This is a genomic window from Streptomyces sp. NPDC056486 (genome assembly GCF_042795295.1).
GTDB lineage: Bacteria > Actinomycetota > Actinomycetes > Streptomycetales > Streptomycetaceae > Streptomyces.
On sequence record NZ_JBHTSF010000005.1, the window covers coordinates 141,145 to 153,915 of the forward strand.

Genomic DNA, 12,771 nt, shown 5'->3' on the forward strand with positions numbered 1-12,771 from the left:
CGTTTCAGTAATAGGGAATGGCGGTGACGCATGCGTCATCGGCGACCGACCGGACCTGCGACGTACAGAACCTGCGCCGCGCCCCATTCGACGAAGGCCTCCGTCTGCTTCATGCCGATCGACTCCAGCAGGCGCCGCGACCGGACATTGGCCTCCTGCGTGACCGCGACCACCTCCGCGCTCTCGGGGGCGGCCGCTTCGCGCACCCAGGCGACCGCGGCGGCGACCGCCTCGCTCCCGTATCCGAACCCCCAGTGTTCGGGCAGCAGTTGGTAGGACACCTCGGTCCGTCCGGCGCGACGCGAGTCCGGTTCCAGTTGTACGCCGCCGATCACCGACCCGTCCGTGCGCAGCGTCACGCTGAAGGCGCCGCGCACGCCGACGCAGCGCTGCTCGCGCATACGAAGCGTCTCTTCGTCGACCGGACCGCCGAGGTGGCGGCGGACGTCCGCGTCCGTCCAGAGCCGCGACATGACGGGGACGTCGTCCGCCTCGATCGGGCGCAGGACGAGGCGGTCCGCGGTGAGGGTGGCGGGCCAGGGGAACGTACTCGATGACCATGACATGGGCCTGATCCTGCCGGACCCGCTGTCTGACCCGCCCGCCGGACGTGGATACAGGTCCGCCCCGGTAGCCGACATCGCTACCGGGGCGGGCCCGCGTCAGTCGAAGTTCACTCAGCCAAGAAGGTCGAGCGCCTTGTTCAGCGTGGCCGACGGGCGCATCACTGCCGCCGCCTTCGCCGGGTCGGGCTGGTAGTAGCCGCCGATGTCGGCGGGCGAGCCCTGGACCGCGTTCAGTTCGTCGACGATCGCCTGCTCCTGCTCGACCAGCGTCTTGGCCAGCGGGGCGAACTCCTTGGCGAGCTCGGCGTCCGCGGTCTGCTTGGCCAGCTCCTGGGCCCAGTACGTGGCCAGGTAGAAGTGGCTGCCGCGGTTGTCGATGCCGCCGATACGGCGGGTCGGCGACTTGTCCTTCTCCAGGAAGGTCGCCGTCGCGCGGTCGAGGGTGTCGGCCAGGACCTGCGCGCTCGCGTTGTTCGTGGTCTGCGCGAGGTGCTCGAAGCTGGAGGCCAGGGCGAGGAACTCACCCAGGCTGTCCCAGCGCAGGTAGTTCTCGCGGACCAGCTGCTGGACGTGCTTGGGGGCGGAGCCGCCCGCGCCCGTCTCGAAGAGGCCGCCGCCGTTCATGAGCGGAACGATGGAGAGCATCTTGGCGCTGGTGCCGAGCTCGAGGATCGGGAACAGGTCCGTCAGGTAGTCACGCAGCACGTTGCCGGTGACCGAGATGGTGTCCTCGCCGCGGCGGATGCGCTCCAGGGAGAACGCCGTGGCGTCCACCGGCGACATGATCTCGATCTGCAGGCCATCGGTGTCGTGCTCGGGCAGGTACGCCTTGACCTTCTCGATGAGCTGCGCGTCGTGCGCGCGGGTCTCGTCGAGCCAGAACACGGCGGGCGAGCCGGTCGCGCGGGCACGGTTGACGGCCAGCTTGACCCAGTCACGGATCGGGGCGTCCTTGGCCTGGCACATCCGGAAGATGTCGCCGGTGGCGACGGTCTGCTCCAGGACGACGCTGCCGGCCGCGTCGAGGACGCGCACCGTACCGGGCGCGGCGAGCTCGAAGGTCTTGTCGTGGCTGCCGTACTCCTCGGCCTTCTGCGCCATGAGGCCGACGTTGGGCACCGAGCCCATCGTCGACGGGTCGAAGGCGCCGTTGGCGCGGCAGTCGTCGATGACGGCCTGGTACACGCCGGAGTAGCTGGAGTCGGGAAGGACCGCGAGGGTGTCGTGCTCCCCGCCGTCCGGGCCCCACATGTGGCCGGACGTACGGATCATCGCGGGCATGGAGGCGTCGACGATGACGTCGGAGGGCACGTGCAGGTTCGTGATGCCCTTGTCGGAGTCGACCATCGCGAGCTCGGGGCCCTCGGCCAGCTCGGCCTCGAAGGACGCCTTGATCTGTGCGCCGTCGGACAGCGCGTCGAGACCGTTGAGGATCCCGCCGAGACCGTCGTTCGGGGTCAGGCCCGCGGCGGCGAGGGACTCGCCGTACGCGGCGAACGTCTTCGGGAAGAAGGCGCGCACGACGTGGCCGAAGATGATCGGGTCGGAGACCTTCATCATCGTGGCCTTCAGGTGCACCGAGAACAGCACGCCGTCGGCCTTGGCCTTGGCGATCTGCGCGGTGAGGAACTCACGCAGCGGACCGACGCGCAGCACGGAGGCGTCGACGACCTCGCCCGCGAGGACCGGTACGGACTCGCGCAGCACGGTGGTGCTGCCGTCCTCGCCGGTGAACTCGATGCGCAGCGTGGCGGCCTCGGAGATGACCGCGGACTTCTCGGTGGAGCGGAAGTCGTCGACGCCCATGGTGGCGACGTTCGTCTTCGAGTCGGCGGTCCAGGCGCCCATGCGGTGCGGGTGCGCCTTGGCGTAGTTCTTCACCGAGGCGGGGGCGCGGCGGTCGGAGTTGCCCTCGCGCAGGACCGGGTTGACGGCACTGCCCTTGACCTTGTCGTACCGGGCGCCGATGTCCTTCTCGGCGTCGGTCTTCGGGTCGTCCGGGTAGTTCGGAAGTGCGTAGCCCTGCGACTGGAGCTCGGCGATGGCCGCCTTCAGCTGCGGGATGGAGGCCGAGATGTTCGGCAGCTTGATGATGTTCGCGCCGGGCGTCTTGGCCAGCTCGCCGAGCTCGGCGAGGGCGTCGTCGATGCGCTGGCTCTCCTCGAGGAACTCGGGGAAGAGCGCGATGATGCGCCCTGCCAGGGAGATGTCACGGCTCTCCACAGTGACCCCGGCCGTCGAGGCGTAGGCCCTGACCACCGGCAAGAACGAATACGTCGCGAGGGCCGGGGCCTCGTCGGTCTGGGTGTAGATGATGGTCGAGTCAGTCACCGGGTGCTCCGCTCCACGTCTGCAACATTGCTCGACATCAAGATATCTCGTGATGGCCTCATCCCACGAAGCGGCCCCGGTTTAGGGCATCACGCTCCGTAGCGTGCGTCACACTCCGTGGCGCTCTACCGTCAGCGCGTGAGCAGCAGTGCGTCGCCCACCGCACGCTCGGTACCGTCCGACGGTGAATTGATCACCTTGCCGTTCACCGCCATGGTGACGGAGCCGCCGCCGTCCAGGGCCATGGCGCTCACCGCGCCGAGCGACTTCATCAGCTCCGCACCCTCGCCCAGGCCGAACCCGTCGCTGTATCCGGGCTGCCTGCCGTCCGCGCCGACCAGGAGCATGCGGCCCTGCCGGTCGACGCCCAGAAGCATGCGCGGGTTGCGCTTGATGCCCCAGGTGTACGCGAAGGACGGGTCACCGGCGTGCTCGATGCCGTCGGCGGCGTAGTTCACCGCGACCTTGCCGCCGCGCACCAGCTCGGGGCCGCCGTTGACGATGTCGTCCTGCGGGCCCAGCTTCAGCTCCCGGCCCCGCTCGTCCAGGATCCGCTGCCGCACCTTCACGGCGCCGCCCGGCTTCGCGTGCGTACGCAGCCAGGAGGCGCCGGAGCCGATGCCCGCGAGGACGCTGCCACCCTCCGGCACGGCGCCGCCGCGCGGACGCACCTTCTGTACGTGTCCGCGCGCGTCGATGACCGCCTCCACCCCGTCGCCCGCCGGAGTATCCGCGCCGAGTTCATCGGTGAACTTCACGATCTCGTCGGGGTCGGTGCAGGTCACGTCGTGCTGCGGCCGCTGGGTCGGGGCGTCGCCGCCGACACCGCCGCAGTTGCGCACCAGCCCAGGAACGCGGTTGACGCCGTCCACGACCTCGGACGCCCCGCCCGCGCGGACCCGGAGCTCCGTGCTGAGCTTCTCGAACTGCGGACGCAGGCCGTCGCCGCGCAGCACCGCCGCGATCCGGCCGTCGGTCGCCGCGCTCTGCACCTCACCGTCGTACGCGGCGATACCGGCCGCCGCGCCCGGCACGCCGTCCTTGCCGTCCATGACGAAGAAGCCCGCGTTGACACCGAGCAGGGCGTCGTCGCCCGCGGCCATGTCGCTCACCGTCTCGCGGCCCGCGACACCCTTTCCGTACGTTCCCTTCATCGCACCGCGGTAGCGCTTCGGGTCGACGACCGCCACCTTGACCCGGGCGACTCCGGTGCCGGGCACGCCGTCGGCGCCGGTCCACTCACTCACCGCGTCGAACCCGGCGGCGGTCAGCGCCTTGCGCTCGGCGTCGGCATCGGTCCTTGCCCCGTACTCCCCCACCCTGACCCGCACCCCGATCACCCCGTGCCGGTCGGAACCCCGCGGCCATGCGACCGGCTCGACACGCGCGCCGAACCCGGCGCCGCGGACCCGCCTCGCGAGCGCCTCCGCGTCCTGCTCCGCGGCGAGGTGAGCACCGTTCGCGCGCACCGTGACCGTCCAGTGGTCGCTACCGGGACGGCCGGAGATGCTCCCCTGGTACAAGTCGACACCGGGTGCGAGGCGGTCGTGCTGCCAGTCGGCGATCGGCCGGGGAACAGCGGCAGTTGGAGCGGCGGCGGCCGCGGTGTCGCCGTAGCGGTCGACGACGACGCCGGGGGCGAGAAGTCCGGCCGCGGCGACGGCGACCACCGATACCTTCACGACGGGACTGAACGAACGGCGTGCGAGGGCCACGGGAACTCCTAGGTCGCGTTGGTACACCGCAGCGAACGCGAGCGCGCGGACGGCGATCGATCCCAGGAGTGAATACCAGAAGTCCGGCCGGAAAACAGGGTCCGGTCCCCTTGATCGGGGTTGATCGGGGCCGGATTCAGTCCCCTTGGCCCTCCCCTGGGCCGGTGGAGCGCGCGCGATGCCGGCGGACCGCGTCTCGGTTGGCGCACCGCTGGGAGCAGTAGCGCTGCCGCCCCGTGCGGGAGGTGTCGGCGAAGATCGTGGCGCATTCGGTCACAGCGCACCGCCGGAGCCGGTGCATGCCCCGGCCCGCCAGGTGCAGGGCCGTACCGACGGAGATCAGCTGGAACAGCAGGGCGCCCAGCGGCTGTCGGTCGTCGCGGTAGTGCAGGTGCCAGCCCGAGCCCGCGTGATCGGTAAGGCGTGGGTGGGCGGCGGACGCCGCAAGCATCCGGTTGAGCAGCTCGGCGCGCTCGTCCTCGTCGTCCGCGTCGACGACCTTCTCCCACGCCTCCAGTGCGTCCTGGGTGCGGTCGAGGTCCTGCGGCGTGACGGGACGCTCAAGGACGAGTCCGGCGGCGCGGCAGCGGTCCGCGAGTTCACCGGCGCTCTCCGGGCGCCGGTTGGCGAGGTCGGCGGCCAGGTTCACGACCTCTTCGCCGTAAGGGTTGAGGTGCATAAGACCATTACATCAGGCTGATCGGCATGTCACAACGCACCGGAGACCACACCGACATACGGCAGGCGACGCAGGCCGACATCGCTGAGCTCGTACGCCTGCGGGCGCTGCTGTTCGAGAACCTCGGCGGGGAACGTGAGGTGGCCCGCGTGGACTTGTACGCCTCCGCCGAGGGTGAACCGCTCCACCGCGACCTCGGCTTCGTCAACCACCCCGATCCCGCCCTGTACTGGCGCCCGTGACGGCCGTCGACAGCCCGGTACTCGGCGCGTGGCGGTACCGATGGGTCGTCCTCGGCATCGCGACCTTCACCCAGGCCGCGTCCGGCTTCTTCGTGCAGGGCATCGGGGCGATGGGCATCCATCTGCAACGCGACCTTCACCTGAGCACGGCCCAGTTGGGTCTGCTGGTCTCGGCGGCCCAGCTGGTCCCTCTGGTCGGGCTGCTGGTGGCCGGAGAACTGCTCGACCGCTTCAACGAGCGCTGGGTCGTCGGGGCGGGCGCCGGTGTGGTCGCAGCGGGGCTGCTCGTGGGAAGCGCGGCGCCGGGTTACGTGTCCCTGCTCCTCGTGCTGCTGCTCGTCGGCGCGGGATACAGCTCCGTGCAGCCCGGCGGCAGCAAGTCGGTGGCGTCCTGGTTCGACGCGTCCCGGCGGGGCTTCGCGATGGGCGTCCGCCAGGCGGGGCTGCCACTGGGCGCCGCACTCGCCTCGGCCGTGCTGCCTTTCATCGCGGAGTCTTTCGGCTGGCGGGCGACGCTCGTGACCGGCGGGCTCGTCGCGCTCCTGGGGGCCGCCGTCTTCATGGGCTTCTACCGCAGGCCGCCCGTCCCCGCCGCTCCCCCGGACGCCGGACCGCGCACCTCGCCCAGGTCGCGGCTCGGCGACCGGCTCCGGATGCTCCGCGAGCCGTACATGGCTCAGATCATGCTCTCCGGGACGAGTCTGATCTCGGTGCAGTGCGGCGTAGGCATTCTGACGGTGCTGTATCTGCACGAGACGGCGTCCGTCGGAGCGGGCCCGGCGGCTCTTGTCCTGGTGGCGGTTCAGGGTGCGGGCGTCGTCGGCCGTATCGCCCTGGCGGCCTGGAGCGACCGCGGCGGGTCGGGGCGGCAGGGCTCGCTCGTCCTCTGTATGGCGGCCGTGCTCGTGGGAATGGCCGTGCTGATGACACCGCTCGGCCGCTCACCGGCGATCGCCTGCTGCACGCTCGTCTGGCTCGGTTTCTTCGGGTTCGGCTGGTACGGCCCCTGGGTCACCCACGTGACCGAATCGGCGCCGCCGGACAGGGTGGGGTTCGCTCTCGGCCTTGCCATGTCCGTCAACCAGATCGCCATCGTGGTGATGCCGCCGGTGCTCGGCCTGCTCAAGGACCTCTCCGACAGCTTCGTACCGGTCTGGGGTCTCCTGGCGGCGATGACCGCCGTCGCCCTGACCGTCTCGGCCCGGACGCGGCCGGGCACCCGGCCCGGCTCGTGTGGCCGACACGGCGTCTGCGGTCCACCGTGAACCAGTACGAGGTGTTGGCGCGACGTCGGCGGGTAACCGGGCCACCGCGCCCGGAATCCGCCGTGAGAGCGCGGAACGAAGTGACGAAGCACTGGAGGACACCGTGAGCGAGGAACAGCCCGAGACCCGGGGCGAGGACGAGACCCCCGTACCGAGGGATCCGCCCGATCAGCAGGCGACGGACGAGGAAGACCACTGGGAGCCGGACGACGATTCGGCCACCACCGGCAATGCCCCGGACGCCGACGACGACGTACCTGACACGGACGAGGCGGGCACCGGCCGGCGCGGCGCACCGCACACAGGTGGCGTGCGCCCGGACCAGCCGGTGCCGGACGAGCCCTCCGGCTGAGCCGTCCGGAAGAGCAGAATTCGTCGGGACGGGAGCGGGGTGGTGGGGCTTCGGTCAGTCGGCCGACACGGCCAGAGTGAACGAGTGGCCCGCCGGGTCGCTGTAGGTCCGGGTGTCCCGGGGGCCGGAGTTGTCCTTGGTGTCCACGGGCCGGGCGCCCAGGCCGATGGCCTCGCGCTCCGCCTCGTCCATGTCGCCGCGGGCCACCAGGATCCTCAGGTGCGCCTGTTGCGAGTCCTCCGGCTTGGGCCAGCTCGGAGGCGCGTATCCGTAGTCCCGGTGGACCGCCAGGCGGATGCCCTGCCCGTCGGAGACCTCGACGTAGTCGGGATCGTTGCTCAGGCCTGCCGTGCCGCCCAGCAACCCGGCGTAGAACTCCGCGAGCTCCTCGGGCTGCGCGCAGTCCAGGACAAGAACAGTGGTCTTCTGTACAGCCATGGGGGTTCCTCATCTGTCCGCCGGCGTCGGCCATAGGGGGCGGCGGCCGTCTCGGCCGACCACCCCGCGGCTGTCCGAGTGCCCCGCCCGGGCCGCCTCAATCGGCGTCGGCCCGCTACTCGCAGGCCTATTCGTAGGTACTGACAGGACGTCGAGATGCCGGCGGTCGGATGATCCGCCGTATGATCACGGGCATAGAGTCGAACTCCACTACCACGGAGTCACGTTCGAGGGGCGAGATCACGACGAAGCCCTCCCCTGAGGGGACTATTCCGCTTCCCGGTCCTCCACGCTCTGCGCAATGACTAGCATGGCGCGAAGTGTGGCCCGGAAGATCGCCGTCCTCTTTAGGTGTTCCCGCCGGGCCAGTGACCGATGCGCAGTCGGTCGGCTCGTTGCTTACCCTGCACTCAAGGACCGAGGAACCGCTGAATGCCCGTGCCTGCTCCTCCCAGCCCGCACCGAATAGCGAAGGCGCGGCAGCGCGCGTCGGCCGTGCCTCTGGTCGTGCTTGTGGTGACCGCCGCGGCCGGCGCAGCCGCCGGTGTCATGGCGCCGGACAACGCCCGCGCCTGGACCGTGGCTTCGGTCGCGGCCGGCTGGCTGTGTCTGGTGATCGCCCTCGTGACCGGTTCGCTGCTCGTCAGGCGGGCCCGCGGGGCCGCCGCCGCGGACCACGCCGAGGCCAGTTCCCTCAAGGCGCAGTTGGCGCGCCAGGGCGCCGAGTCCGCGCATCTGGTGAACGTCACGCTGCCGACCGTCGTGAAGCGGCTGCGCGACGGAGCGAGCGCGGCCGAGACCCTGGCGCAGACGGCGCCGCCGTCGGATCCTCAACTGCGCCAGGTGGTTCACGTGTTCGCGTCCGTGGTGGAGGAAACGGTACGGCACGCCGCCACCGTCGAGTCCGGACGCGATCAGGCCCAGGCCCAAATGGCGCAGACCGCAACGGAGTTGGACCAGCTGACGACGGTGACGCTGCCCACCGCGATCGAGCGGCTGCGCGAGGGCTCGTCCGCGGACACGGTCCTTGCCGGACTCGAGTGGCCGCACAATCCCCTGCTGCGGCTGCCCGCCGAGTCGTTCGTACGGGAGATCGCCTACAGCGAGCGGCGCGCCGCGGCCGCACAGGCGGCCTCCGCCAAGGCGCTGAGCCGGGTGCAGGCCAAGTCCGTCAGCATGCTCGCCGACCTGCGGGACATGCAGGAGCGGCACGGCGTCGAGGTCTTCGGTGACCTCCTCCGCCTTGACCACAGCACCTCCCAGCTGGGTCTCATGACCGACCGTCTTGCCCTGCTGATGGGTGGCCGCTCCAGCCGCGCCTGGAACAAGCCGATCGTCATGGAGAGCATCCTGCGCGGCGCGGTGGGCCGGATCTCCGCCTACCAGCGTGTGCGGCTTCACTGCTCGACGACCGTGGCGATCGCCGGGTTCGCGGCGGAGGGCGTCATGCACGTGCTCGCCGAGCTCATGGACAACGCGGCGAACTTCTCCCCGCCCATCGACGAGGTGCACGTCTATGTGGAGGAGCGCAGCGCCGGGATCGTCGTGACGATCGAGGACAGCGGCCTGAAGATGGCCGACGCGGCGATGCGCCGCGCCGAGGAGTCCGTCTCCGGGCAGGTGACGGACCTGGCCTCGCTGCAGGGCACCCGCCTCGGCCTCGCCGTCGTCGGGCGTCTCGCCGCCAAGTACGGCATGAGCATCAACTTCCGTCCGTCGTCGCGCGGCGGCACGGGAGTCGTGGTGCTCCTGCCGATCCAGCTCCTGGCCCAGCAGCGCGACCCCGCTCCGCAGCAGCTCGCCCCCCGGAGCGTCGAGCCGACGCCCGCGCCGGTCCCGGAAGCACCCGCACCGGTGGCCCCTGAGGCCCCGGCCGCCCCGCCCGCCCCGGAGTTCCCTGCCGCCCCGGAGCCGCCCGCGGCCCCGCTGCCGCCCGCGACCCCGCTGCCTCCCGCGGCCGGTGCGGACGCCGTGCCCCAGCAGGCGCAGGCCCGTCCCGCCGCCACGACGAACGGCCTGCCCGTGCGCGCCCCCGGCCGCACCATGGCCGAGGCGGAGCGTGAGCGGCAGCAGCGCAGGGCGGCGTCGGATGCCGCCTCCTCGACGGGGGCAGGGACGCTCTCCGGTGAGGCGGGGCTGCCCCCGCGTGACGCCGGTACGCGTTTCGGAGCCTTCCACCGTGCGCGACGGGCGACGGGCGACGTGCCCGGCTCCCCCGCGGACCCCGATTTCCCCGCCGATTCCGGGCCGCCGCCCGCCGAGTAGACCGAAGCCTCCCGCACGGCGCCCGGGCTCTGGCGCCCCCTTCCCCGCTCGAGATCGTGAGATTGGAGGGACGGGCAGGTGACCGGAGACCCGGCGCATCTCGCCCCACCTACCATGCAGACCACTGACAACAGCCTGACCTGGCTCCTGCAGAGCCTCCTGAAGCGCACCCCCGGTACGCGGCACGCCTTGGTGCTCTCGCGGGACGGCCTGAAGCTGTGCTGGAGCGAGCATCTGACGCTCGACCAGGCTGACCAGCTGGCGGCGATCTGCTCCGGCATCCAGGCGCTGGCCCAAGGTGCCTCCATGGAGTTCGGCGACGGAACCGGCGGCGTCCGGCACTCCATGACCGAATTCCACGGCGGATTGCTCTTCATCGTCGAAGCCGGCCAAGGAGCGCACTTGGCGGTCGTGGCGGAAGACGGCGCGGACCCCGGTGTGGTGGGCCATCAGATGACCGAACTGGTCGAGCAGATCGGCGAGCACCTGCGCGCCGAACCGCGCGGTCAGACCGAAGGAAGCGGCTCCTCGTGACGCCGCGCAAGCCTGTGGACATCGGTGATCCGGACCGCCTCTACACGGTCACCGGTGGCCGCAGCCGCGCCGACGACGATTCGTTCGACCTGGTCACTCTGGTGGTGAGCGAGTGCGAGCCCACTGCCGGGATGCAGTCGGAGCACGTACGGATCCTGGAACTGTGCCGGCATCCGACGGCCGTGGTGGAGATCGCCGCGGAGATGAAGCTGCCGATCACGGTGGTGCGGATCCTGCTGGGTGATCTGCTCGCCATGAGCCGGATCACCGCCCGCCATCCCCGCGCGGCCGGTTCGGCCGCCTCGATCCCCGATTCCGCCCTTCTCAAGGAGGTGCTCCATGGGCTCCGCAACATCTGAGCTGCCCTCCCGTACGCCCCTGTCCGATACTGCCGAGACCGGCCTGAAAATAGTCGTCGTCGGCGGCTTCGGGGTCGGCAAGACCACGCTGGTCCGGTCGGTCAGCGAGATCCGTCCGCTGAACACCGAAGAGGTGATGACGCAGGCCGGTATAGGCGTCGACGAGACGTCCGACGTGGCCGCCAAGACCACGACGACGGTGGCGTTCGACTTCGGCCGGATCAGCCTCAACGAACGTGTGGTGCTCTATCTGTTCGGCGCACCCGGGCAGGAGCGCTTCTGGTTCCTGTGGGACCGGCTCTTCTCCGGCACGCTCGGCGCGGTCGTCCTGGTCGACACGCGGCGGATGGACGATTCCTGGTACGCCATCGACCGCCTCGAGCACCACAAGACGCCGTTCGTGGTGGCCGTCAACCGGTTCGACGACGACGGCGCTTCGCACTCCCTCGAAGAGATCCGCCAGGCCCTCGCGCTGCCCGACCACGTGCCCCTGATCGACTGCGACGCACGGGTGAGGTCGTCGGGCAAGGATGTCCTGATCACCCTCGTGGACCACCTGTACGCACTGGCCATGGCCCAGGAGATGACACCGTGACCGAGCCGACCGGTTCCCCTTTCGAGCAGAGCGCCCCGCCGGGATGCCCCGCCCACACGGGCGCGGGTGCGGGTACAGGTACGGGCTCGAACTCGGTACGCCTGGGCGGCCTCGAGTATCAGCAGACGCCCTCGCAGCTCTACCGCAGCCTCCGCAAGGAGCACGGCGCGGTCGCGCCGGTACTCCTCGACGGGGACGTGCCCGCCTGGCTCGTACTCGGCTACTCCGAGGTCAGCTATGTGACGGGCCACGACGAGCTGTTCGCCCGTGACTCGCGCCGCTGGAACCAGTGGGAGCACATTCCCGCCGACTGGCCGCTGCTCCCCTTCGTCGGCTACCAGCCGTCGGTCCTGTTCACCGAGGGCGAGGAGCACCAGCGGCGGGCCGGGGTGATCACGGAGGCCCTGGAGGGGGTCGACCAGTTCGAACTCGCCCGGGACAGCGCCCGGATCGCCGACCGGCTCATCGCCTCGTTCGCCGGCAGCGGCCAGGCGGAGCTGATGAGCGCGTACGCACACGCGTTGCCCATGATCGCAGCGGTGCAGATGTGCGGCATGCCGGACGCGAGCACGGACACGCAGCAGCTCGTCGACGACCTGCGGATCTCGCTCGACGCGCATGAGGGCGATGACCCCGTGGCGGCCTACACGCGCGTCGCGGAGCGCATCCAGCTCCTGGTCAAGGAGAAGCGCGACAAGCCCGGCGCGGACGTCACGTCGCGGATGCTGCAGCACTCGGCGGGACTCACCGACGAGGAGATCGTCCAGGACCTGATCTCCGTCATCGCGGCGGCGCAGCAGCCGACGGCCAACTGGATCTGCAACACGCTGCGGCTGATGCTGACCGACGAGCGGTTCGCGCTGAACGTGTCCGGTGGGCGGCTGAGCGTGGGCGAGGCACTCAACGAGGTGCTGTGGCTCGACACCCCGACGCAGAACTTCATCGGCCGCTGGGCGGTGCGCGACACCCAGCTCGGCGGACGGCAGATCCGGGCGGGCGACTGTCTGGTGCTCGGCCTCGCCGCGGCCAACACGGACCCGCAGATCTGGCCCGAGTCGCATGTCGGCCCGGAGAACTCCGCGCACCTCTCCTTCAGCCACGGCGAGCACCGCTGCCCCTACCCGGCTCCGCTGCTCGCCGACGTCATCGCGAGGACCGCGGTCGAGACGCTCCTGGAGCGGCTGCCCGACCTCGTCCTCGCGGTGGAGCCCCATGAGCTGACCTGGCGCCCGTCCATCTGGATGCGCGGTCTGACGTCGCTGCCGGTGCAGTTCACGCCGGTGGCGCACTGAGAAGGCGCACGGAAACGGCTCCGGGGGGCCGCCGTCGGGCGGGGCCCCCGCGGGGGGATGCGGGGACGGGGGTGTACTGCACCGGCAGCGCCAGCGGTCCGCGGGTGAACACCAGTGGCTTATAAACAACAGACGCTG

The 12,771-nt window shown here is 70.8% G+C and carries 13 protein-coding genes; 8 read left to right on the forward strand and 5 right to left on the reverse strand.

The annotated features are described in order from the left end of the window. Positions 1 to 35: 35 nt before the first annotated feature. From ACFQ7F_RS04645 to ACFQ7F_RS04660, 4 genes are all read right to left on the reverse strand, one after another. The gene (locus ACFQ7F_RS04645; RefSeq protein ID WP_383266004.1) at positions 36 to 566 is read right to left on the reverse strand and encodes a GNAT family N-acetyltransferase; all 531 of its coding nucleotides are present in this window, start codon (positions 564 to 566) and stop codon (positions 36 to 38) included. Positions 567 to 677: 111 nt separating this feature from the next. Beyond that, on the reverse strand, positions 678 to 2,897 hold the full coding sequence (locus tag ACFQ7F_RS04650) for an NADP-dependent isocitrate dehydrogenase (protein WP_383266006.1): 2,220 nt from the start codon (positions 2,895 to 2,897) through the stop codon (positions 678 to 680). Between the two features lie 131 nt (positions 2,898 to 3,028). Next, complete coding sequence (locus tag ACFQ7F_RS04655) at positions 3,029 to 4,612, reverse strand: phosphodiester glycosidase family protein (RefSeq protein ID WP_383266010.1); 1,584 nt, start codon at positions 4,610 to 4,612, stop codon at positions 3,029 to 3,031. A 136-nt stretch (positions 4,613 to 4,748) separates the two neighbouring features. After that, on the reverse strand, positions 4,749 to 5,291 hold the full coding sequence (locus tag ACFQ7F_RS04660) for a CGNR zinc finger domain-containing protein (RefSeq protein WP_383266012.1): 543 nt from the start codon (positions 5,289 to 5,291) through the stop codon (positions 4,749 to 4,751). 26 nt (positions 5,292 to 5,317) lie between these two features. Between ACFQ7F_RS04660 and ACFQ7F_RS04665 the strand changes: the two genes are divergently transcribed. The 3 genes from ACFQ7F_RS04665 (at position 5,318) to ACFQ7F_RS04675 (ending at position 7,150) form a co-directional block, all read left to right on the forward strand. Beyond that, complete coding sequence (locus ACFQ7F_RS04665; protein WP_383266016.1) at positions 5,318 to 5,533, forward strand: hypothetical protein; 216 nt, start codon at positions 5,318 to 5,320, stop codon at positions 5,531 to 5,533. Next, positions 5,530 to 6,798: an MFS transporter gene (locus ACFQ7F_RS04670; RefSeq protein ID WP_383266018.1), complete on the forward strand. Its 1,269-nt coding sequence runs from the start codon at positions 5,530 to 5,532 to the stop codon at positions 6,796 to 6,798. Before ACFQ7F_RS04665 ends, ACFQ7F_RS04670 begins: the two co-directional genes overlap by 4 nt. A gap of 103 nt (positions 6,799 to 6,901) precedes the next feature. Next, positions 6,902 to 7,150, forward strand: a complete 249-nt coding sequence (locus ACFQ7F_RS04675; RefSeq protein ID WP_383266021.1) for a hypothetical protein — start codon at positions 6,902 to 6,904, stop codon at positions 7,148 to 7,150. Between the two features lie 54 nt (positions 7,151 to 7,204). On the opposite strand, the gene ACFQ7F_RS04680 is transcribed toward ACFQ7F_RS04675, so the two are convergent. Then, the gene (locus ACFQ7F_RS04680) at positions 7,205 to 7,588 is read right to left on the reverse strand and encodes a VOC family protein (protein ID WP_383266023.1); all 384 of its coding nucleotides are present in this window, start codon (positions 7,586 to 7,588) and stop codon (positions 7,205 to 7,207) included. Positions 7,589 to 8,020: 432 nt separating this feature from the next. Here ACFQ7F_RS04680 and ACFQ7F_RS04685 point away from each other — a divergent pair, with 432 nt between their 5' ends. From ACFQ7F_RS04685 to ACFQ7F_RS04705, 5 genes are all read left to right on the forward strand, one after another. Next, positions 8,021 to 9,853, forward strand: coding sequence for a sensor histidine kinase (locus ACFQ7F_RS04685; protein ID WP_383266026.1), 1,833 nt, complete (start codon positions 8,021 to 8,023; stop codon positions 9,851 to 9,853). Positions 9,854 to 9,967: 114 nt separating this feature from the next. Then, positions 9,968 to 10,387 (forward strand): roadblock/LC7 domain-containing protein, encoded by a 420-nt coding sequence (locus tag ACFQ7F_RS04690; RefSeq protein ID WP_383266029.1) that lies wholly within the window; start codon positions 9,968 to 9,970, stop codon positions 10,385 to 10,387. Beyond that, a complete protein-coding gene (locus ACFQ7F_RS04695) occupies positions 10,384 to 10,746 on the forward strand; it encodes a DUF742 domain-containing protein (protein WP_383266032.1) in 363 nt (120 codons plus the stop codon). Before ACFQ7F_RS04690 ends, ACFQ7F_RS04695 begins: the two co-directional genes overlap by 4 nt. Next, positions 10,727 to 11,341 (forward strand): ATP/GTP-binding protein, encoded by a 615-nt coding sequence (locus tag ACFQ7F_RS04700; RefSeq protein ID WP_383266034.1) that lies wholly within the window; start codon positions 10,727 to 10,729, stop codon positions 11,339 to 11,341. The genes ACFQ7F_RS04695 and ACFQ7F_RS04700 overlap by 20 nt, the downstream gene beginning before the upstream one ends. Next, positions 11,338 to 12,633 carry a cytochrome P450 gene (locus ACFQ7F_RS04705; protein WP_383266037.1) on the forward strand — a complete coding sequence of 432 codons (1,296 nt, stop codon included), beginning with the start codon at positions 11,338 to 11,340 and terminating at the stop codon, positions 12,631 to 12,633. Before ACFQ7F_RS04700 ends, ACFQ7F_RS04705 begins: the two co-directional genes overlap by 4 nt. The last annotated feature ends 138 nt before the right edge of the window (positions 12,634 to 12,771 follow it).

Coding starts and splice junctions, on each gene's coding strand:
- ACFQ7F_RS04645 (WP_383266004.1), bottom strand. CDS start 566: ATGTCATGGTCATCGAGTACGTTCCCCTGGCCCGCCACCCTCACCGCG.
- ACFQ7F_RS04660 (WP_383266012.1), bottom strand. CDS start 5,291: ATGCACCTCAACCCTTACGGCGAAGAGGTCGTGAACCTGGCCGCCGAC.
- ACFQ7F_RS04665 (WP_383266016.1), top strand. CDS start 5,318: ATGTCACAACGCACCGGAGACCACACCGACATACGGCAGGCGACGCAG.
- ACFQ7F_RS04680 (WP_383266023.1), bottom strand. CDS start 7,588: ATGGCTGTACAGAAGACCACTGTTCTTGTCCTGGACTGCGCGCAGCCC.
- ACFQ7F_RS04685 (WP_383266026.1), top strand. CDS start 8,021: ATGCCCGTGCCTGCTCCTCCCAGCCCGCACCGAATAGCGAAGGCGCGG.
- ACFQ7F_RS04690 (WP_383266029.1), top strand. CDS start 9,968: ATGCAGACCACTGACAACAGCCTGACCTGGCTCCTGCAGAGCCTCCTG.
- ACFQ7F_RS04700 (WP_383266034.1), top strand. CDS start 10,727: ATGGGCTCCGCAACATCTGAGCTGCCCTCCCGTACGCCCCTGTCCGAT.